Annotated in this window: 16 protein-coding genes; 10 read left to right on the forward strand and 6 right to left on the reverse strand. The window is 62.2% G+C overall.

The features are described 5' to 3' along the window. Positions 1–286 precede the first annotated feature (286 nt). Positions 287–2119, reverse strand: a complete 1833-nt coding sequence (locus tag RMR13_RS09170; RefSeq protein WP_310600341.1) for a response regulator — start codon at positions 2117–2119, stop codon at positions 287–289. Positions 2120–2242: 123 nt separating this feature from the next. Between RMR13_RS09170 and RMR13_RS09175 the strand changes: the two genes are divergently transcribed. The 4 genes from RMR13_RS09175 to RMR13_RS09190 all read left to right on the forward strand — a co-directional run bounded on the left by RMR13_RS09175 (position 2243) and on the right by RMR13_RS09190 (position 6668). Then, a complete protein-coding gene (locus RMR13_RS09175; protein WP_310600342.1) occupies positions 2243–2716 on the forward strand; it encodes a HEAT repeat domain-containing protein in 474 nt (157 codons plus the stop codon). Continuing rightward, complete coding sequence (locus tag RMR13_RS09180) at positions 2709–4688, forward strand: ATP-dependent DNA helicase (RefSeq protein ID WP_310600343.1); 1980 nt, start codon at positions 2709–2711, stop codon at positions 4686–4688. The genes RMR13_RS09175 and RMR13_RS09180 overlap by 8 nt, the downstream gene beginning before the upstream one ends. Next, positions 4685–5701, forward strand: a complete 1017-nt coding sequence (locus RMR13_RS09185; RefSeq protein ID WP_310600344.1) for a polyprenyl synthetase family protein — start codon at positions 4685–4687, stop codon at positions 5699–5701. Before RMR13_RS09180 ends, RMR13_RS09185 begins: the two co-directional genes overlap by 4 nt. A 274-nt stretch (positions 5702–5975) precedes the next feature. Next, positions 5976–6668 carry a divergent polysaccharide deacetylase family protein gene (locus tag RMR13_RS09190; protein ID WP_310600345.1) on the forward strand — a complete coding sequence of 231 codons (693 nt, stop codon included), beginning with the start codon at positions 5976–5978 and terminating at the stop codon, positions 6666–6668. 51 nt (positions 6669–6719) lie between these two features. Here RMR13_RS09190 and ispH read toward each other — a convergent pair whose 3' ends face one another. Further along, a complete protein-coding gene (gene ispH, locus RMR13_RS09195; RefSeq protein WP_310600346.1) occupies positions 6720–7643 on the reverse strand; it encodes a 4-hydroxy-3-methylbut-2-enyl diphosphate reductase in 924 nt (307 codons plus the stop codon). 41 nt (positions 7644–7684) lie between these two features. Further along, positions 7685–9130: an AAA family ATPase gene (locus RMR13_RS09200; RefSeq protein WP_310600359.1), complete on the reverse strand. Its 1446-nt coding sequence runs from the start codon at positions 9128–9130 to the stop codon at positions 7685–7687. 287 nt (positions 9131–9417) lie between these two features. On the opposite strand from RMR13_RS09200, the gene aat reads away from it, so the two are divergent. Then, positions 9418–10107 (forward strand): leucyl/phenylalanyl-tRNA--protein transferase, encoded by a 690-nt coding sequence (aat, locus tag RMR13_RS09205; RefSeq protein WP_310600347.1) that lies wholly within the window; start codon positions 9418–9420, stop codon positions 10105–10107. A gap of 82 nt (positions 10108–10189) precedes the next feature. On the opposite strand, the gene RMR13_RS09210 is transcribed toward aat, so the two are convergent. Continuing rightward, positions 10190–12295, reverse strand: a complete 2106-nt coding sequence (locus tag RMR13_RS09210; RefSeq protein ID WP_310600348.1) for an HD domain-containing protein — start codon at positions 12293–12295, stop codon at positions 10190–10192. Between the two features lie 168 nt (positions 12296–12463). On the opposite strand from RMR13_RS09210, the gene rnr reads away from it, so the two are divergent. The 3 genes from rnr (at position 12464) to RMR13_RS09225 (ending at position 16125) form a co-directional block, all read left to right on the forward strand. Continuing rightward, positions 12464–14659 carry a ribonuclease R gene (rnr, locus tag RMR13_RS09215; RefSeq protein WP_310600349.1) on the forward strand — a complete coding sequence of 732 codons (2196 nt, stop codon included), beginning with the start codon at positions 12464–12466 and terminating at the stop codon, positions 14657–14659. Between the two features lie 146 nt (positions 14660–14805). Then, positions 14806–15309, forward strand: coding sequence for a hypothetical protein (locus tag RMR13_RS09220; protein ID WP_310600350.1), 504 nt, complete (start codon positions 14806–14808; stop codon positions 15307–15309). Between the two features lie 24 nt (positions 15310–15333). Continuing rightward, the gene (locus RMR13_RS09225) at positions 15334–16125 is read left to right on the forward strand and encodes a TrmH family RNA methyltransferase (RefSeq protein ID WP_310600351.1); all 792 of its coding nucleotides are present in this window, start codon (positions 15334–15336) and stop codon (positions 16123–16125) included. A 9-nt stretch (positions 16126–16134) separates the two neighbouring features. Here the strand turns inward: RMR13_RS09225 and RMR13_RS09230 are convergent, their stop codons facing one another. Then, on the reverse strand, positions 16135–16779 hold the full coding sequence (locus RMR13_RS09230; protein ID WP_310600352.1) for an endonuclease III domain-containing protein: 645 nt from the start codon (positions 16777–16779) through the stop codon (positions 16135–16137). 17 nt (positions 16780–16796) lie between these two features. Beyond that, positions 16797–17885 (reverse strand): 6-phosphofructokinase, encoded by a 1089-nt coding sequence (locus RMR13_RS09235; RefSeq protein ID WP_310600353.1) that lies wholly within the window; start codon positions 17883–17885, stop codon positions 16797–16799. Positions 17886–18195: 310 nt separating this feature from the next. Between RMR13_RS09235 and RMR13_RS09240 the strand changes: the two genes are divergently transcribed. Next, positions 18196–18528 carry an IscA/HesB family protein gene (locus tag RMR13_RS09240; RefSeq protein ID WP_310600354.1) on the forward strand — a complete coding sequence of 111 codons (333 nt, stop codon included), beginning with the start codon at positions 18196–18198 and terminating at the stop codon, positions 18526–18528. Between the two features lie 196 nt (positions 18529–18724). Beyond that, positions 18725–21316, forward strand: a complete 2592-nt coding sequence (gene clpB / locus RMR13_RS09245) for an ATP-dependent chaperone ClpB (protein WP_310600355.1) — start codon at positions 18725–18727, stop codon at positions 21314–21316. Positions 21317–21426: the final 110 nt, after the last annotated feature.

Raw genomic sequence — 21426 nt, forward strand, 5'->3', positions numbered from 1 at the left:
TCTTACGCGTGGAAGCCGGTTGAGAGTACGTGATTTCTCACCGCGTGGGAAATGACCATTTGCCCCGCGCTGTCAATAGTTTTGCCTTGTCATGGTGCACAGAACGTTCTTTGCTTATCTTATAAAAGAGCCAGGTAGACGGTCAGGTAAACTTGGGTGGGGAGAAGCGAGTCGTAGTCATTTCGACGAACGCAACGGAAAAAATATCAAGAAATTTCAATTCAATACCGGCCGGCAGCGGCAATCGGATGTTGCTTTGCCGGCTGGTCGCGGCGGGCTCTGAGCGCTAGCGCGGAGCCGCGGGCAATATGATCGTTGCCCGCATGCCCAGGTGGGCGTCGCTCGCCAGAATCAACTCGCCCTCGTGGTCCTGGATGATCCGGCGCACCAGCGCCAAGCCCATGCCAGCCCCGACCATCTTGGTGGTATAGAAGGGATCGGTCGCATGTCCCAGGTCTTCCCGGCTCATGCCCTGACCGGTGTCGCTCAGGGCGATGACCACCCGCTCGTTTTCCTCGGCAACGCTCACCGTAAGTTCGCCGCCCTGGGGCATGGCTTCGATGCTGTTGCGGATCAGGTGAACCAGCGCCTGCTGTATCTGGCGGGGATCGACCTTGACCAGGGGATCGCGCTCGGGAAAGACGAAGGTTTTCGTTATATTCCGGTTATTGAGCGCATTGAAGTGCAGAAGAAGCGCCTTGCGGACCAGGGGCAGCAAATGGGTCCGTTCCAGCACCGGCTTACTCTGCTCGACAAAATTAAACAGATCTTCCAAGATCTTTTCGATTTTGCCCGCTTCCGCCGCCATCATAGACAGAAACTGCAGCCACTCGGGGTTTTCGATTTTCCGGGCCAGCAGGCGAGCGGTACCGCCGATGGCCGTGATCGGGTTGCGGATGGAGTGGGCCAACTGGGCCGCCATGTGTCCCAGGGCCGAGTAGCGCTCGGTTTCCACCAGCAGGTCCTTGTTCTTCTGCAGTTCGGTGGTCACCTCTTCCAACTCTTTGATCTTGCGCTCCATGGTCACATACAGCCGGCAATGCTCGATGGCCAGGCTAGCCTGGCTGGCAAAGCTTTCCAAGGCCTGGATCTGTTCTTCGCCGATCGGCGCGCGACTGACAAAATGATCGGCGATGAGCACGCCCAGCGCCCTGCTGGGAGAAAAGAGCGGCACGATCACGAAACTGTCTTCCTGCAGCAATCCCAGTAATTCCAGGGGCACCGCGTGGGCGCATTGCCCTCTCGCCACGTTGATCGATTTGCGGTTCCGCACCGCGCGGATCAAGATATGCTCGCTGTCCCGGGCCTCGATTCGCAGGGCACGGACAATGCGGTTGATTTCGACATGGGCGGATTGGGCCTCGCGCCTGGCATGGAAATCGAAATTGAGCGGCCGGCCCGCTGGCCGTTCCAGGCCGGACCAGGCTGGCAAGCCCTCTTCGCGGCTACCGGGCCCGATCGCCAGACGGCCTTCGAGAATGACCCCGGATTCGTCGAACAGAGCAAGAAATGCCCGGTCGAATTGCAACCCTTCTTCCGCGGTGATGCCGACCAGAATGGCATGGAGAATCTCGTCGAGCTCCATGGTGCTCAGGTAGGCGGTATTCATCTTCATGGCCAGCGCGTGCGCCAGTTGGATGCGGAAGGTGGCCTGCTCGATCTGGCGCTGGTACCAGCGGTTGCGGATGGTCAACCGCCGTTTTTCGAGAACGCGGTGCACGGTGGCCAATAGGTCGGTAAAGCCGACCGGCTTGGTCAGATAATCGTCGGCACCGTAGCGGAGGCAAGCCAGCGCGGTCTGCAGGTCGGTGACCGCCGTCAGCATGATCACCGCCAGGTCCGGATCGTCGCGTTTCAATTCCGGCAGAAGCGTGGTGCCGTCGGCATCGGGCAGGCCGATATCCAGCAGAACCAGGGCGACCTTGTGCTCGGCCAGCCTGCGGCGCAACGAATCGGCTGAGTCGGCGATGACGGTGGTCAACCCCCGTTGCCCCAAAAAATCCTGCACCAGAATGACGAGATCCGGAAAATCGTCGACAATGACGATGCATTCGTCGCCATCGAGCAATTCGTCCTCGGCTACGGCCGAAGGAGGCGGGGGAAGCTGCGGTTCAATCATGGACTGGCCGTATTGAATTCATCGGTATTTGCTCGTTTCTTTCGCCTTTTCTACCCATGAAAAAAAAACGTGTCAAGTAGGCTTGTGGCCACTCTCGGATTGCCCCTCCAGGTTGGCCGTGGTATGGACAGGAATCGTCATATCCAACAAGAACGCTCCCGCATGATCGATCCGCCCTCCCCGACACCATCCCGCCCTGCACCCGAAGTCAGCGACGAGACCTTGCGACAGGTCATTGCCGATTTTCTTGCCCTGGGCCATGTGGACAACATCGAGGCCATGGTCCGCCAGGAGCCGCGCTATCTGGCCTGGACCGGCCAGTTGATCGAGGACGGTCGTTACGCGGTTCGGCTCGGGGTGGCAGTGCTTTTCGAAGAGCTGGTCGCCAGTTGTCCCGAGTCGCTGTCCCTGGCCGTGCCCGGCCTGGTCGAGCAGCTGGCCAACCCGCTCGCCTGGGTGCGGGGCGAAGCGGCAAGCGTGCTCGGCACCATCGCCACCGACGAGGCCCTGGCCGCCCTGCCCCGGCTGTTGGACGATCCCTCGCCCCAGGTGGTCGAAATCGTACGGGATATCCTGGGGTTGTCCGAAAATGGATGACATTTTCGGCCCCGACGGCCTGCTGGCCACGCACCTGTCGCCCTACCAATACCGGCCCGGCCAGTTGGAAATGGCTCGGGCAGTGGCCCGATTGCTCGAAACGCCGGAGGAATACTGCGCCGACCAGGCCTCTTGCCTGATGATCGAGGCGGAAACCGGCCTGGGCAAAACGCTGGCCTACCTGATCCCCGCCGTGCTCAGCGGCCAACGGGTGGTGGTGTCCACCAACACCCGCAATCTGCAGGACCAGATCCTCCAACGCGAGATCCCGTTCATCCGCGAATGGATAGCGCCGGACCTCAAGGCGCTGTGCGTCAAGGGCCGCCAGAACTACCTCTGTCTCTACCGTTGGCGGCAGCTACAGGCCGCGGGCCAGGCCGACATTCAGGCCGGAGGCGAGGAGCGGGCCATCGAGTCCTGGATCGACGAAACCGTGCATGGCGACCGCTCCGAACTCCATTGGCTCGGGTCCGGTTCGTCGTTGTGGCAGAAGATCTGCTGCCAGTCCCATTTTTGTCTGGGCAGCCAGTGTCCGGAGGCCACGGGCTGTTTCCTCAACCGGCTGCGCCGCGATGCCGCTGCCAGCCAACTGTTGATCGTCAACCACCACCTGCTTTTTTCCGACCTGGCCGTGCGCAAAACCGGGTACGGCGAGGTGCTGCCCCGCTACGAAACCGTGCTGTTCGACGAAGCACACCATGTCGAGAACGTGGCCACCACCTTTTTCGGCTTTACCTTTTCCCGTTTTCAGGTGCTCGATCTGTGCGGGGATGTGGAGCGCGTCGCCGTCGACTGCCAGGAATCCCAACGCGAGGAAATCCTTGCCGCCGTCAGCCGCCTCAAGGGCAACATCGAACGGTTCGCGGCCGCCTTCCCCGAGCAAAAGGGCCGTTTCCCGCTCCAGGAAGTGCTCGCCAACCACCCCGGTCCGTCGGCACTGAGGGCCGAATTGGCCGCTGCCCTGCAAGGATTTGCCCAGTGCCTGGACGGCAAGCCGGGCGAGGCCTCCCCCTGGCCCCAATACGCAAGCCGGGCCTGGGAGCTGTCCGGGCGCCTCGAAAAAATCGCCTGCGAGCAATTCGACGATCTGGCCGACGAGGAGGTCAGCCATACCTACTGGTACGAGCGAACCGAGCGCAACCTGGCCTTGTACGCCACGCCGGTGGACGTGGCCGCGGAATTGCACGAGGCCCTGTACGCCCAGGTGTGCCACTGCGTTTTTACCTCGGCGACCCTGACAACCGGCGGCAACTTCCGCTACGCCCTCGAACGCCTCGGCCTGCCGGCCGATACCCCCACCATGTCCCTGGCCTCGCCTTTCGACTACCAGGGCAGGACGATGCTCTACGTTCCAAACGCCCCCTTTCCCGAACCGACCGCGCCGGGGTATCCGCAGGCCCTGCACCACTGCATGGCCAGTCTGATCAAGCTGGCGGGCGGACGGACCCTGGCCCTCTTCACCTCGCTGGCCGCCATGGACAAGGCCTATGCCGCGCTCCGCGAGCAACTGCCCTACCCCTTGCTCGTCCAGGGCGAGGCACCCCGCCGCGTGCTGCTGCAGCGATTCTGCCGGGAAACCGATTCGGTGCTTCTGGCCGTATCCAGCTTCTGGGAAGGGGTCGACGTGCCCGGCGAGTCGCTCAGCCTGGTGGTCATCGACAAATTACCGTTTGAAGTCCCGAGCGACCCTGTTATTATGGCCCGCATGAATCGAATCAAGGCCTTGGGCGGCAATCCCTTCAACGACTATCAGGTTCCGCGCGCCATCCTGACCCTGCGCCAGGGGGTGGGCAGGCTGATGCGCACCGCGGACGACCGCGGCGTCATCGCCATCCTCGACACCCGGCTGTTCGGCAAGGGCTACGGGCGGCAGTTTCTCCGCAGCCTTCCGCCCAGCCCCGTCTCACGGGACATGGATGATGTGGCCGTTTTTTTCGGCCAGCAGCCCGCGCCCCACGGACAACCGGCATGAGTTCGCCAACCACCGACCCGACCATGGATTTGCGCGCCGCGGCCGCCGCCGTCGCCGGCCGGGTCGAAAGCGCGATGCGCGCCGACCTGGAAACGGCCCTGGCCGGGTGCGATCCCCTGCTGGTCGAGGTCGTCCAGTACTCCCTGTTCTCCGGCGGCAAGCGAATCCGCCCCCTACTGACCGTCCTCTGCTCGCGCTGCTGCGGCCGGGACGACAACGATCTCTACCTGTTGGCCGCGGCCTTCGAATATCTCCACGTGGCCACCCTGGTGCACGACGACGTCATCGATCGGGCCAGTCAACGCCGGGGCAATGCCACGGTAGTTGCCCGTTTCGGGCTGACCGCTGCCATCCTGGCGGGCGATTGGCTGCATGCCCGCAGCATGCACCTGATCGGCCGGCTTGCCGGTCCGCAGGGGCTGGAGATTTTCTGCGCCGCCACCCTTTCGATGGTCAACGGCGAATTCGTACAGCTCCGCCTGATCGGCGACGCCGTCACCAAGGAGCAGCAGTATTTCGATGTGATCCGCCAGAAGACCGGCAACCTCATCGCTTCCACCTGTGCGCTGGGGGCGCTCTTCGCCGGTGCGGACGAGGTGCGGCTGCGGGCTCTGTCGGCCTATGGCGACCTGATCGGCGCCGCCTTCCAGGTCGTGGACGATCTCCTCGATTTCCAGGGCGATCCGGCCAACACCGGCAAAAAGACCGGTAACGATTTCGCGGAAGGCAAAATGACGCTCCCCCTGTTGCATACACTTGCGCGGGCCAACGATGCCGACCGACGCCGCATCGAAGACCTGCTCGCCGCCGACCGGACCGACCCCACCTCCTACCAAGGCGTCGTCACCCTGATCGGGCGCTACGACGGCTTCGCCAGCGCCGCCGCCGTTGCCGGGGATCTGGTCGACCGGGCGCTGGCCGCCCTGGCGCCCTTCATTCGGCCGGGCAGCGAAGATGCCAGCGTTCGACTTTTGCGGGAGCTGGCCCTCTACATCCTTGCCCGCAATAAATAACCCCGCCTTGGCCGTGCGTCCTTTATGCCGACGATGGCACCGCCATTGCTTCCTGCTCGTTGTCGCCCTTTTTGGGGTCCTCTGGGGATGCCGGGAACAAGACCAAACAGGCGCGGGCCCGGAAACGGACCGCCAACCGGTTGCCCGCGTCGCTCCGGACACGGCCCCACCGGATACGGCCGCACCAGCCACCCCGCCCCCTTCCGTTGCTCCCTCCGCGCCCCCGCCTGCTGCGGCGGCCGAATCGGCGCCACCTCCACCCGCCGCACCTCCCATGCCTGTCGCCGTTCCGTCCCAGCCGAAACAGGGCCGTCCGATGGTGGCCATCATCATCGACGACATGGGCTACAACCTGCAGCTCGGCCGGCAATTTTTACAGATGCATGCCCGCCTGAGTTTCTCCTTCCTGCCCCATGCGCCCCATGCCGGGGAACTGGCCCGACAGGCCCGATCCTTGGGATATGACATCCTGGTGCATCTGCCGATGGAACCTAAGGAAAAAAAATGGCGGCTCGAGCCCGCAACCTTGATGAGTGCGGACAGACCGGAACGAATCAGGGAAAAAGTCGGGGAGATGTTGGCGGCCATCCCGGATGCGACCGGTGCCAACAATCACATGGGGTCACTTTTCAGTGAAAACGCGCAGGGGATGCGGGTCGTGATCGAAGCCCTCAAGGCGCGCGGCGTCTTTTTCGTCGATTCCGTCACCACTCCGAACTCGCAGGGAATGGCGATGGCGCAACGACTGCATCTGCCCTCGGCCAGGCGCCACCTGTTTCTGGACAACGAGCGCGATCCCGGCGCCATCTGCCGGCAACTGCGGCAATTGGCCGCGCTGGCCCAACGCCAGGGCCAGGCCATCGCCATCGGCCACCCGCATCAGGCCATGCTCGACGCCTTTGCCCAATGCGGCACCGAGGCCTTGCAGCCGGTGGAGCTAGTCGGGGTCAGCCGGCTGATCCGCTAAAAAAGTCGCACACAGTCGCGGCATCCGTTCCGCCGCAATCGATCCACGCCGTCAAACGTCCAAATCCGGCACCAGGAAGCTGATGTGCTCTTCCTGCCCGTCCATTTCGGTGACCGATCCGGCACCGCCGTGGTCCTGCAGCCAGCGGACCACCTCCACCACCAGATGCTCGGGGGCCGAGGCCCCGGCGCTGATGCCGACCCGCCGCACCCCGGCAAACCAGGCGGGATCGATCTCGCCGGCATCGTCGATCAGAAAGGCGGGAGTTTGCCGGTTGCGGGCCACTTCCCGCAGCCGGTTGGAATTGGAGCTGTTTTTCGATCCCACGATCAGCACCAGATCGACCATGTCGGCCAATTGCCGCACCGCTGCCTGGCGGTTGGTGGTGGCGTAGCAGATGTCGGTCCGTTCCGGCTCGGCAATCAGGGGAAAACGGTGACGAAGCTGCTCGAGCAATTCGGCGGTGTCGTCGACGCTGAGCGTGGTCTGGGTGACATAGCCGACCTTGGCCGGATCGGCCACCTGCAAGCTTTCGATCTCGGCGGGCGTGGAGAGCACATGCACCGGCCCCGAAGCCTGGCCGCAGGTGCCCTCCACCTCGGGATGTTTTTTGTGGCCGATCACCAGCACGTCGTAGCCCATCGCATGCAGACGATTCATCCGCCGGTGCACCTTCGAGACCAGCGGACAGGTGGCATCGATGGTCCGCAGCCCGAGGGCGTGCGCCTGGTCCTCGACCGCCCGAGAAACGCCATGGGCGCTGAAAATGGCGACAGCGCCCTGGGGGATCTGATCCAACTCCTCGACAAAAACCGCGCCGCTCTGCCGCAACTCCTCGATGACGTGGGTGTTGTGCACGATTTCGTGGAGCACGTAGATCGGCGGACGGTATCGTGCCAAGGCCTGGTGGACAATGGCGATCGCCCGGTTGACGCCGGCGCAGAAGCCTCGGGGGGTGGCAAGGACTATATCCATGGCAATTGGTTGCAACGGGGTGAAGACGGCAGGCGGGCCCGTCAGTTGCTCAGTTTTTTCATGGCGTCGTCGACGGCAAGCGGATAGGGGTGATGCTTACGCAGAAAAACCGGCATATTGTTCCTCGCCTCCCTGGCGGCGTCCAAGTTGTCGTACAATCCGTAAAAAACCAGGATGGTGGGCGGATTCGATCTTTTACGAAAGATGAACAACTGCTCGCGGATCCGGAAAAAATCGTCTTCGGCCAGGATCGCGGCCATACTGGCCTTGGCCTGATTCGATGCAAGCATCATCAGCTGGATGGTGTACTTCCCCTGCTGCATCCCGGTCAGCCAACTGGCACTGGCCGCCAGCCGCTCGCGCAGCAGCTTGTCGCCGTCGCGCTCTTCGCCGGGTGCGGCCGCTCGCGGCGAGGTAGTGGCGGTGGACGCGGAGACTTCCACAGCCGCGTCTGCGCTGTCGGCCGTCGAGTGCGGCGGTGCGGATGCCGTGGTTTCCCCAGGCATCGCGGCAGCCGGAGGTTCGGCCGGTGGCGTGGTGTCTTTGCTGTTGCCGGTCAGAAGAAAACCGACGATGAGGACCGCGGCCACGGCCCCGACCAACGCCCCGGAGATAAACTTGTTGTAGCGGAGCAACTCATACAGCTCCAGCACCCGATGTTCCCAACGGAAAGGGGGCGCCTCCTCTTCCTGTTCCTCCGGCTCGACCCCGTCGAGCAGCACCATGAACGATCTGTCGGCGCACGAGTCCTGGAGCACTTCCTCGGCGCAGGCGTTGGTCAGGCGCACATTGCCGCGCGCCGCATCGAAGATATCGGCGATGACCGCATCGGTGAAAACGTCCTCGAATTGCGCGCGCCGCATCCCGGCGGCATCGAGGCAAAAACGGAGATAGTGCCGGGTTTCGCTTTCGGTGAGTTCATCCAGCACATATCCGGCGTGGACATCGATGGTGGCGCGGAACACGGAGATCTGCTCAAGATGTTCGTCGAGCCCCGGCCTGCCGACGAGAATCGTCGTCCATTCGAGCTCTTCCTGGTCATCGGCCACCAGAACCAGCAGGCGTTCGAGCGTGGCGAGATGCAGTTTTTCCGCTTGGTCGACAATCAGCACCACCTTGCCCTGTTCGGCCTTCTTCCGGGCCAACAGGCGGTACAACACCTCGATATAGTCGGTGTCCGGTTCCGTGCCCCTGGGGTCCATCCCCAAATCGAGGCAGAGCAGGCGAACCAGTTCGTCGAAGGTGCCGGCCGGGTTGTCGAGAAAGATCACCTCGTACTCGGAAGGCAGCCGTTCGGCCATCATCCGCCACAGCAAAGTTTTGCCGGAGCCCTCACGGCCGGTCAGCTTCACCAGCCGCTTGCCGGCCAGGACATCGAGGATCAGCGATTGGCAGATCTCCTCTCGCCGCGCTCCCGGAAAAAAGACATCCGGGTCCGGTTCCTCCGGGAAGGGAGGATGGGTGAGATGAAAATGTTCTAGGTACATCACGCTGTTCTACCCCTCCGTGGATGCTCGACAGGTGCGGCAATTATCGATGAGTTGCCGTTTCCTGTAAACATCTTTTTCACATTCGCGCGCAGTTACGTTCCCGGGATATTCTTTCGCCCCCGCATCGGCAGCCGCTCGGCGGATTGTGGCTGAAACCGGCACAACCTCGCCAAGTCGCCCGTTTCCCCAGGTACTTCGCGCCGGGACACGCCTTCGCGCTTGCCTTTTTCCCAGGCTGGGGTAGGATTTCGATATTTGTCGCATCCCCCCGCCTCACGGAACCCATGCCTGTTTTTCGCCTGATCGACGAACCGATATTTCCCTCCCCCGAATTCGCCGAAGCCGACGGCCTCCTGGCCATTGGCGGCGACCTGCGGCCGGCCCGGCTGGTCGCGGCCTACGGCATGGGGATTTTCCCCTGGTTTTCCGAGGGCGACCCGATCCTGTGGTGGGCGCCGGCCCCCCGCCTGGTCCTTTATCCCCCTGAATTCCATCTGCCCAAGCGGCTGGGGCGGCTGCTCAAAAGCGAGGCCTTCGCCGTAACCGCCGATACCGCCTTTACCGAAGTCGTCGCCGGTTGCGCCACCGCCTCGGGGCGCCGGGAAAATGGTACCTGGATCACTGCCGAAATGCAACAGGCGTACATCCGCCTGCATAAACTCGGTTTTGCCCATTCCATCGAGTGCTGGCGCGACGGGCAACTGGCCGGCGGCTTGTACGGCGTCTGCCTGGACCGGATTTTCTTCGGCGAGTCGATGTTCACCCGGATCACCGACGCCTCCAAGGTGGCCCTGGCGGCCCTGGTGGAGCATGCCCTTCACCTGGGCATCGCCCTGATCGACTGCCAGATGACCACCGACCACCTGCTGCGTTTCGGCGCCCGCGAACTGTCCCGAAAAGCATTCCAGGCCGAACTGGCGGCCGGCATCGATCAATGCCTGCCCCAGGAAAAATGGCGCCTACCCCGGCAATGAGGGAGCGATCCACGCAAAAAGCCGCCTGGCCTCTGCCAAGCTTTTCGGTTCGGATCACATCGTGTTTGATTGGGAACTGGAATCACGGCTCCAGCTCAAACTCGAACTGGAGCTCGGAGCGGGAAAAATGGCGGGCAACTTTTTTCAGCCCGTAGAGATTCGCCACCTGGAAATGAATTTCCCAGTCGCCTATCGGCGCCGTTCCCTTGCCGAGGTAGACGATATCGATCACCTTCATTTCCTCGGGCGCCACCGACAGGAGCATAAACAACCTGTTGCGGCTGGCCTGGATGACGATGATCCGCTGGGGTTTCTCGATTTTCGTGCTTTTCAGCTTCCAGCGAACCTCCACCGCGTCTTCCCGCTGAAAATTGATTTTTCGCAATTGCCCGCAGTCCTTGCGGTGCAGGGACAGGCCGCGCTCGCTCAACAGGCCGATCACCCCCTTGTCGAGTGGGCCAGGCTTGCAGCAGGCCGAGGACTTGATCACCACCGGGTCGAGCGTGGTCAGGTCCACCCGGTTGAACACGCCGGTGGGTTGATACAGGGTCGGCCGGCCGACGTACAACCCGTTCCGGATCTCATAGATCAACTCCCGCAGTCGCACCCGTCCCTCGCCCAACTGCAGGAACAGATCGTCCATGGACTCGATGTCGAAATAGGCCAGGATATCGGCCATGCCCTCCTTCTCGGTCACCTCGTACGGCACGCCGTAACGCCGCACCTCCTGGGCCAGCAGCGAGGCGCCGATCTGACGGGAGACCTGCTCCCGCCGCAAGCGGAACGCCTTGGCCAGCTCGGAGCGGGCCTTCGGCGTCTGGCAGAGGACCTGCAGGGCGGGATCGAAGTGCACCGGCCCTTCCCGGCGGATGACCTTGACCACCTGGCCGTCCCGCAGTTGATAGTCGGGACCGACCCGGCGATTGCCGATCATGCCGCCAAGGCAGGTATGGCCGATGGCGGTATGGACCCTGAAGGCAAAGTCGAGCACGATGGAATTGACCGGCAGGCAAACCAGATCGCCCTGGGGGGTGTAGGTGTACATCTCCTTGCGGCCGCTGGCGGCGATCATATCCCGGTAGCTGACCGAATCGTCGCTGCCGAGAATATCGAACATCTCCTGAATTTCCTTGAAAAATTTCGCACTAACCTTGCTATCCCCCCCCCAATCGCGGACCATGCCGCGCTGGGCGCGGCGCGCCATCTCCTCGGTGCGGATCTTGAACAGGTATTTCCGGCCGTTGATATTGGGCCTGGCGTGCAATCCCTGGTAGCCCGAGGGCTTGGGGTTGGCGATGAAATCGCGGATGGTGCGGGGGATGGGCGGATAAATCTCGTTGAGCACCCCCAGGGCCTGGTAACAGCCGCCCCTGGTCTTCATGAGAACCAGGAATTCCTGAGGCATCTCGATTTCCTTGATCAGGATGCGGTTGCGGACATCGTAATAGCCCCACAGCCCCTTGGTGCGCAGGCTGACGCTGCCCTCGAGCCCTTCCCGCGCCAGCGCCTTTTGCACGTTGTCGACAATCTGCAGTACGTCCGGATCGCTGCGCAGGCTGTTGATATGCATCTGCAACCGGCTGCCCTGCCGGGGAAATTTATAGGCCAGGGCCAGGTTGTACAATTCCCGCTTGATCGCGAACAGTCCCAGGATGGTGGCCAGGGGGGCGTAAATGTCCAAGGTCTCGTCGGCGATCTTCTGCCGCTTGTCCCTGGGCATGCTGGAAAGGGTGCGCAGGTTGTGCAGCCGGTCCGCCAGTTTAACTACCATGACCTCCAGCTTGGCTGCCGCGCCGCTGAAAATCTTGCGGTGCACCAGCTTCTTGAAGCTCTGGCGGTCGCCGGTGTAATGGGTGACCTTGGTGCAGCCCTCGACGATGGCCTCGACACTGGCGCCGAATTTCCTCCGGATCACCTGGCCGGTGACCTCCTCCACGTCCTCGACGGTATCGTGCAGCAAGGCCGCGGCCAGGATTTCCGGATTGCGGATATCCAGCTCCTCGGCCAGGATCCGGGCCACCGAGCAGGGGTGCATGATGTAGGGATCGCCGGAACGGCGCCACTGGCTGCCATGGGCTTGGTCGGCGAAATCGAGCGCATCCCAGAACACCTTGGTTTCCGGCCCGTCGCCGATAAAGGACCGCATGACTTGGCGGTAGGCATCAAGATCGTATTTCACGTACTGCATCTGGAGTCGTCCCTGTCTCTCCGGCTTTTTCTTTTCTTACCGCCAAAATAGTGTATGGTCGTGACGAAAGTGCGAGTTCGCACTTTAGCAGACACCCTTCCCGCGGACAAAGAAAATCCGCGGTCCGGTCAATTTCACAGTATTCACCCCACAGACAACGGAAAAGAGATGTCCAGAAGATTTAGCCGTGGCCGGAAGCCGCTGGCAACGGCCACGAAAAAACGCCGAGCTCCCGGACGGGAAAAAAACATATCGTCTGCCCTCCACGCTTCGGTCCTCGGCCTGCTCGCCGCACAAAACACAGCCCTGAACGAAACCGAGATCGCCCGAGCGCTTGGCCTTTCGCGGCATGAACTGGTCCAGCTGCGCGCCGTGCTGGGCCAACTGCTCGAGCGACGCGCCATCGACAAGAAAGGCAGGCGTTTTGCCCTTGCCGCCGGGCAGGAACGATTGCGCGGCACCCTCGACCTCACCGCCAAGGGATTCGGCTACGCCATCCCGGAGGGGGAGCAAGCCAAAGGCGGCAAGGACGTGTACATCGCCGCCCACAACCTGAACGGCGCCAGCCAAGGCGACACCATCCTGGTGGCGATCACCGGCAGCGGCCGGAGCCACCGGGAAGGACGGGTCATCCAGATCCTCCAGCGGGCCGTGACGCAAATTTGCGGCATCTTCACCGCCAGCGGGGCCGGCGGCTACGTCACCCCCGACGACGACCGTTTTCCCGCAACCCTCCTGATCCGCCGCAACGATACCCTGGCGGCCGGCGACGGCATGGCCGTGATGGCGGAAATCGTCGACTACGGTTCGGAACGGCAGGGCCCCTGCGGCCGGATCGTCGAGTTGCTCGGCGATGCCCGCACCGCGAGCGTCCAGATCCGCATGGCCGTTCTCCAGGGCGGGCTGCGGGAACGTTTCCCGGCCGAGGTCGACGCCGAGGCAGCCGGTCTCCAGCCAGTGGCCGCCTGCGACGAAGGGCGCCAGGACCTGCGCCATCTCCCCCATGTCACCATCGATGGCGAAACCGCCCGCGATTTCGACGACGCCATCTGCGTCGAACGATCCGGCGACCAGTTCGTCCTGTATGTGTCGATCGCCGATGTCAGCCACTATGTCCGAACCGGGTCGGCCATCGACCGGGAGGCCTATCTCCGCGGCACCAGCGTCTACCTGCCGGACCGGGTCCTGCCCATGCTGCCCGAACGGCTGTCCAACGATCTGTGCAGCCTGGTTCCGGATCAGGACCGGCCAGCCTTCACCGCCATCCTCCGATTTGACGCCACCGGCCGGCGCATCGGCGAACGCTACACCAAAAGCCTGATCCGCAGCCGGCAGCGCTTCACCTACACCACAATCAACCGGCTGCTGTACCTTAACGAGCCGCAGGCCCGCGCCGTTCACCACGAACTGGTGCCGATGCTCGAGCAGGCCAGCACTCTGACCGAACTCTTGAAAAAACGCCGGCTCGCCCGCGGCAGTCTGGAGTTCAACATTCCCGAACCGGAGGTGACCCTGGCCGGGGAAACCGTGGCCGCCATCAGCCTGGCCGAACGCAACCGGGCGCACATGCTGATCGAGGACTGCATGCTGGCGGCCAACGAGGCCGTGGCCGAAACCCTGGCCAAGGCCAGGCATCCAGTTTTGTACCGCATCCACGAATATCCCGATCCGGCCAAGCTGGAGGTCTTCACCGATGCGGCCAAGGCGCTGGGCTTCCGCCTGCCCCAATCCGAGGTCAATCCGGCCTGGTTTGCTCAAGTGATCGAGCAGGCCCGCAACTCCTCCGCCGAGTACATCGTCAACAATCTGCTGCTGCGCACCATGCAGCAGGCCCGCTATTCCCCCGAAAACAACGGCCATTTCGGCTTGGCCGCCCCCTATTACCTGCACTTCACCTCGCCGATCCGCCGTTATCCCGACCTGGTGGCCCACCGGGTGCTCGCGAACCTGCTGAGCGGGCACGCCCCAGACCATGCCCGGCCAGTGTCGGCCAAGACAGCCGACCTGGGCGAGGCCGGCATCCATCTCTCCCAATGCGAACGCAAGGCCATCGATGTCGAACGCAATGCCCACGCCCGCTGCTCGTGCCTGCTGCTCATGGACCGAGTCGGCGAGATCTTTGCCGCCATTATCTCCGGCGTCACCGCTTTTGGCCTGTATGTCACCCTGGACGATTCGTATATCAGCGGCATGGTGCCGCTGACCAGCATGACCGACGACTACTACCTGCACGACAGCCGCCGTTACCGCCTGATCGGCGAGGCCAGCAACCGGATGTACCAGTTGGGCGACCGGGTTCTGGTGCGGCTCGAACAGGTCGATTTTTCGGCCAAACGGCTTGCCTTTTCGCTGGCGCCCCGCTAAATCGCCCACGACGGCGGACTTCCCTGGTTTTGCTTGACGAACCCCGGCGATTCAAATAAAAATGATGCGTTTAAATACCGTTCAACATCATCCGATGCGGGAGAGACGACTCGACTCCGCATCCTTTTTCTTCCGAGGGAAAAATCATGGAAAACAGTAGCTGGATCGGGGAGATTTTTTCCAATCCCTTTCTGCGGGGCCTGTGCATCGGCTTGCTGGTCGCCGCCAGCCTCTGGGCCCGTGGCTGGCTGAAGGCCCGGGAATTGAACACCAACATGAAAAAGCTGCGCGAGCACCTGCACACCAAGCTGGAGATCGATTCCGCCGAAAACGAACGGCGCAAGGGCGAGTTCGACCGGCTCAAGCAGGAGCGCGACAACCTGCGCAACATGGTCCAGGTGCTCAACCAGAAACCCGGCCGCCAGGAACTGCGCCAGGTTCAGGTGTACCAGAAGGCGATCGAGATCATGTTCGAGAAATCGCCGGGATTCGCTCCGGCCTGGCAGATCACGGTCAAGGAGGCCGAAGAGGAAATCAAGCGGGCGGAACGCGGCATCATCCCCTTTTTCAAGCGGATGACCACCAGTAGTCCGGGCTCGGAAAAATCCTCGAAAAAAGCCTTGGAACTGGAGCAATCGACCGGCCATTGATCGGCCGCCCGGACCGCGTTGTCAATGAATCGTCAATCCTCTTCCGATCGTCTCGGCCAGGTCGGGATTATTCTGGTGGGGCCGAAGTTTCCGGAAAATATCGGGGCTTCGGCCCGAATCGCCTCCAATTTCGGCATCAACGAACTCGTGGTGGTCAGCGAGGAACAGTTCGACCAGGAACGGATGCTGAAAATGGCGACCCACAAGGCCGCCGACCTCATCCGGGAGATGCGGGTCTGCCGGACCACGGCCGAAGCCGCGGCCCCCTTCCAGCTCATTGTCGGCACCACGGCCCGCCAGGGCCGGCACCGCCCGGAAGACCAAACCCCGCGCGAGGTGATGGCCGCCATTGCCCAACAGACCGCTGACAGCCGAATCGGCCTGATGTTCGGCCCGGAAAGCACCGGCCTGAGCAACGAGGATCTCGATCTCTGCCAATTCGCCTCGACCATTCCCACCGCCGGCTTCTCGTCGATCAACCTGGCCCAGGCCGTGGCCATCCATTGCTACGAGCTGTACACCGCCGTGCAGCCCCGCCCCTTTGCCGCCGTCCCCAAGTCGGAATTCGCCAACTCCTTCGATCTGGAAGGCATGTACGAACACATCGAGGAGGCCCTGAACGAGATCACCTTCCTCCAGGATACCAACCGCATCTACTGGATGCGCAATATCCGCCAGTTTCTCGGCCGGGTGCAGTTGAAGAAGAAGGAAGCCAGCATGATCCGCGGCATCTGCCGCAAATTGCTCTGGCACGAACGCCATCCGCCGGCACCGCCCGCCTCGAACCGTCCCGGCGAGGAAACCGCCCCGCAGTAAGCCGCTCGCCTACATCCCCTGCAACGGACAGGCCGCGCAGGCCGGATTCTTTTTCTTGCAATAGACGTTGCCGACCCGCACCAGCAAGGCGTGGTACTCGTTGTAGAGTTGCGCGTCGCACTCCAGATTGTCCATGAACAACTCTTGGATGGCCTCGTAGCCGAAATCCTCGTCGATCACCTGGTGGCGCACCAGGATGCGGTGGGTATAGGCATCGACCACGAATATCGGCAGGCCGGCGGCATAGAGCAGGATGGAGTCGGCGGTTTCCCTGCCGACTCCCTTGACCGAAAGCAACTGCTCCCGCAACTGCGGCAGCGGCTGGGCGAGAAAGGATTGGAGATCGTCACCGTGGTGATCGGTGATGAAGTGCAGAAGATTGTGGAGCCGGCCGGCCTTGATGTTGTAGTAACCGGCCGGCCGGATATATTCGGCCAAGAGGGCGGTGGGCAGCTCGGCCAGCGCCGTCAGCGACAGCACCCCCGCCCCCTTGAGGTTGGCGATCGCCCGCTCGACGTTTTTCCAGGCCGTGTTCTGGGTGAGGATCGCCCCCACCATCACCTCGAGCGGGGTTTCCGCCGGCCACCAATGCTGGGGCCCCCAATGGGCCAGCATGCGGTCGTAAATCTCGCGTAGCCGGTCGGTGGTTGCCATTTTTCGACGGAGACGGCTCAATCGCCCAAGCAGATGCCGATATCGCGCGCGGTCTGGACCTTGTCGCTTTCCAGATCGATCTTTTTCCGCCGCCGGATCGCCTCGGCAATGGGCACTGCGGTCATGGTCGGCGGCACCCAGGCCACCATGTGATCGAAAATGCCGGCCTCGGCCATGCGAACCGCGGCCGCCCCGAACCGCAGGGCCAGCAGACGGTCAAAGGTCGTAGGCGAGCCGCCGCGCTGGAGATGACCGAGCACCAGCGAACGGGTATCCTTGCCCAGGCGCTGGCGAATCTGGTTGGCCACCCACTCGCCGACTCCGCCGAGCACCACCTCGGAGCGCCCCAGTTCGCCTTGCCCCTTGTTGATCACCTCGCCGTCCTCGACCCGGGCGCCTTCGGCCACCACCACGATCGAATAGTGCTTGCCGTGCAGCTCGTTATCGCTGATCTTGGCGCAAATCGAATCGAGCTTGAAAGGGACCTCGGGGATGAGGATGACATCGGCGCCGCCGGAAATCCCCGAATACAGGGCAATCCACCCGGAATCGCGCCCCATGACCTCGACCACCATCACCCGGTCGTGGGATTTGGCGGTGGAGTGCAATTTATCGATGGCGTCGGTGGCGGTCGAAACGGCGGTATCGAAACCGAAGGTCCGGTCCGTAGCCTCCAGGTCGTTGTCGATGGTCTTGGGCACGCCGATCACCGGCATGCCCTTTTGGGCGAACCGGTGGGCAATTTCCAGGCTGCCGTCGCCGCCCACGGCAACGTGGCAGGAAAATCCCATCCGGTTGAAATTCGCCAAAATCTTGTCGGATATATCCACTATCTGCACCTCTCCCGCCAGGTTTTCCACCGGCTTGGCGAAAGGGTTGCCCTTGTTGGTGGAACCGAGAATGGTACCGCCTTGCGACAGGATGCCTTCCACGTCCTCCGGCATCAACCGCATCAGGTCGTCCCGGTCAATGAGTCCGCCATATCCGGATCTGCTGCCGTACACCTCCCACCCTTTCCTGGTCGCCGAGTTGACCACGGCAAAGATGACAGCGTTCAAACCCGGCGCATCGCCGCCGCCTGTCGATATGAGCAATTTTTTCTGCATGATGTTCCCATCGTGAAATTTGTTCTGCTGCCACTATCTCAATTAAATTATGATTGTAGATAGCCCACTGCCCTTTGACAATCTTTTTTCCGCCAAGCCGGGAGCGGACCGGCATCTTTCCCCGGTATTCTGCCCGGTTGCCAGGGCAGCATTCCCAGCGTCGAGCCGGCACCTCCCTGGCTTTTCTTTGCGGATGCGTTCTTCCTGGCGCATCAGGGTTGACGCCGCCCTGATTGCGCTTTACTCTTGCAACCATATCATATTACTCCTTTCTTGAGGGCAAGGAGGATTATAACCAAAGGAGGCATGAATGTTTGAAGTCACAGCGCTTGCTGTAAATAATTTAAAGGCTTACCTGGAGCAGAACAAGATCAGTTCTGCCATCCGCGTCGCTTTGATGCAGGGTGGGTGAAGTGGCCCATCCCTTGGCTTGGCTCTGGATGAGCCAAAAGATAGCGACAAAGCGTTTGAGGAAGGCGGTCTGAAATTTCTGGTGGACGGCGATCTGCTGGAAAGATGCGGGGCCGTCAAGGTCGATTTCATCGACGCCGGATACCGTTCCGGTTTCTCCATCACTTCCGCCAACGCCCTTGGTGGTGGCGGCAGTTGCAGTTCCGGTTCCTGTGGTGGTTCCTGCGGCTGAACCGAGCGCTGCTTTCCGTTGCAAAAAACCCCTTGTCGAAGCCGACAAGGGGTTTTTTTTGTGCCTGTCCGAAAAAGAGCACCGTGGCCGTGCCAAATTCTTGACGCGGCTTTGTTCAATCTTATCGTCTCCTTCCGGATGAAGATATCAAGCCTCAGCATGCACGATACCATGGCAGAGAAGGAGAGAAGAGAGAATGCAACTCGACAAATTTACCCTTAAATCCCAGGAAGCCATTCAAACCGCCCATCAACTGGCCCAAGCCGCCGGCAATCAGGAGATCCAGCCCGAACATCTGCTCAAGGCCATTCTCGAGCAGCCTGACGGAGTGGTGGTGCCGGTGTTGCAGAAGATGGGCGTCACCCCGAGCCTCGTCCTCAACGAAACCAACCAGCTGATCGGCAATCTGCCCAAGGTCAGCGGCACCGGCGCCGGCCAGACCTATGCCTCGCAGACATTCAGAAACCTGTTGGAGCAGGCGTTCAAGACCGCGGCCAACATGCAGGACGAATACGTCAGCCAGGAACATTTGTTTTTGACCGTGCTGGCCGACCGGTCGCTCAAGGCGACCGCCATGCTGACCCGCCACGGCGTCACCAGCGATGCCTTTCTCAAAGCGCTGATGACGGTGCGGGGCAATCAGCGGGTCACCGACCCCTATCCGGAAGACAAGTACCAGGCGCTGGAAAAATACGCCCGCAACCTGACCGATGTGGCCCGCCGGGGCAAACTCGACCCGGTGATCGGCCGGGACGAGGAAATTCGCCGCGTCATCCAGGTGCTGTCGCGCCGGACCAAGAACAACCCGGTACTCATTGGCGAGCCGGGGGTGGGCAAGACCGCCATCGTCGAAGGCCTGGCCCAGCGCATCGTCAACGGCGACGTGCCCTCGACCCTGAACGGCAAGCAGGTGATCGCCCTGGACCTCGGCTCCCTGGTGGCCGGGGCCAAATACCGGGGCGAATTCGAGGACCGGCTCAAAGCGGTGCTCAAGGAAGTGGAAAAGCGGGCGGGCGAGATCATCCTCTTCATCGACGAGATTCACACCCTGGTGGGTGCCGGGGCGGCGGAAGGCTCGATGGATGCCTCCAACATGCTCAAGCCGGCCCTGGCCCGGGGCGAGCTCCACTGCGTCGGCGCCACCACCCTCGACGAATACCGCAAATACATCGAGAAGGATGCGGCCCTGGAACGCCGTTTCCAGCCGGTCCTGGTACAGGAACCCAGCGAGGAGGATACCATTGCCATCCTTCGCGGCATCAAGGAAAAGTACGAGGTCCACCACGGCGTCCGTATCCAGGATGCAGCCACGGTGGCGGCGGTCACCCTGTCCAACCGCTACATCACCGACCGGTTCCTGCCGGACAAGGCCATCGACCTCATCGACGAGGCCGCTTCACGCCTGCGGATCGAGATCGACTCCATGCCCACTGAAATCGACCAGATGGAGCGAAAAAAAATCAAGCTGGAGATCGAACAAGAGGCACTGAAGAAAGAAAAGGATCCGGCCTCCGGCGAACGGTTGGCCAAGGTCCGCGAGGATCTGGCCAATCTCGACGACAGCCTCAAGGCGATGAAGGGCCAGTGGATACTGGAAAAGGACATCATCCAATCGATCCGCGACATCAAGGCCAAGATCGATCAGGCCCACATGGAGGAACAACAGGCCGAGCGGGCCGGCGAGTTGAGCAAGGTGGCCGAGATCCGCTACGGCCGGATTGTCCAGCTGCACAAGGAACTGGACGCGGCCAACGCCCGGCTGAGCGAGATCCAGCAACAGCACCAGATGCTCAAGGAAGAAGTCGCCCCCGAGGATGTGGCCTCGGTGGTGGCCAAATGGACCGGCATTCCGGTGGACAGGCTCCTGGAAGGCGAAAAGGAAAAGCTGGTCCACGCCGAGGAGGCCCTGGGCGGCCGGGTGATCGGCCAGAAGGAGGCGATTGTGGCGGTGGCCAACGCGGTGCGCCGGGCTCGTGCCGGGCTTCAGGACCCGGACCGGCCGCTGGGCAGCTTCATTTTCCTCGGCCCCACCGGCGTGGGCAAGACCGAACTGGCCCGCAGCCTGGCCGATTTTCTGTTCGATTCGGAACAGGCCATGATCCGCATCGACATGTCCGAGTACATGGAAAAGCATTCGGTGGCCCGCCTGATCGGCGCCCCTCCGGGCTACGTCGGCTACGACGAGGGCGGCATGCTCACCGAGGCGGTGCGACGCCGACCCTATTCGGTGATCCTCCTCGACGAAATCGAAAAGGCGCATCCCGACGTGTTCAACGTCCTGCTGCAGGTGTTGGACGACGGCCGGATGACCGACGGCAAGGGGCGGACCGTGGACTTCAAGAACACCATCCTGATCATGACCTCCAACCTGGGCAGCCATGTCATCATGGAGATGGCCCAAACCGATCCCGCCGCCATGCGCCGACAAATCGACGAGTTGCTCCACCGCCAATTCAAGCCGGAATTTCTCAACCGTATCGATGAGATCATCACCTTTCACGGCCTGACCCGCGATAATCTCTTTGCCATCGTCGACATCCAGATCAAGCGGATGGCCCGGCGCCTGGCCGAACGCAAATACAAGGTGACCCTGACCAAGGAGGCCAAGCAGTTCCTGGTCGACACCGGCTACGATCCGGCCTTCGGCGCCCGGCCGCTGAAGCGGGCGATCCAGCGGTATATCGAGGATCCGCTTGCCCTGGAAATCCTGGAAGGCCGCTTTGCCGAAGGCGACCACATCCTCATCGACCGGCAGCAGGATAGCCGCCTGGCCTTCACCCGCCAATAACCAAGCGCGCCGGCCGCCTGTCCGTCTTTCTGCGCGGCCTTCGTCCCGGAGGCCGCGCAAAACAATTCTTTCCAAAAAAAGAACGACGCTGTACATTGCGTCATGCTCGG

Source organism: Desulfobulbus sp., assembly GCF_031547805.1.
GTDB lineage: Bacteria > Desulfobacterota > Desulfobulbia > Desulfobulbales > Desulfobulbaceae > Desulfobulbus.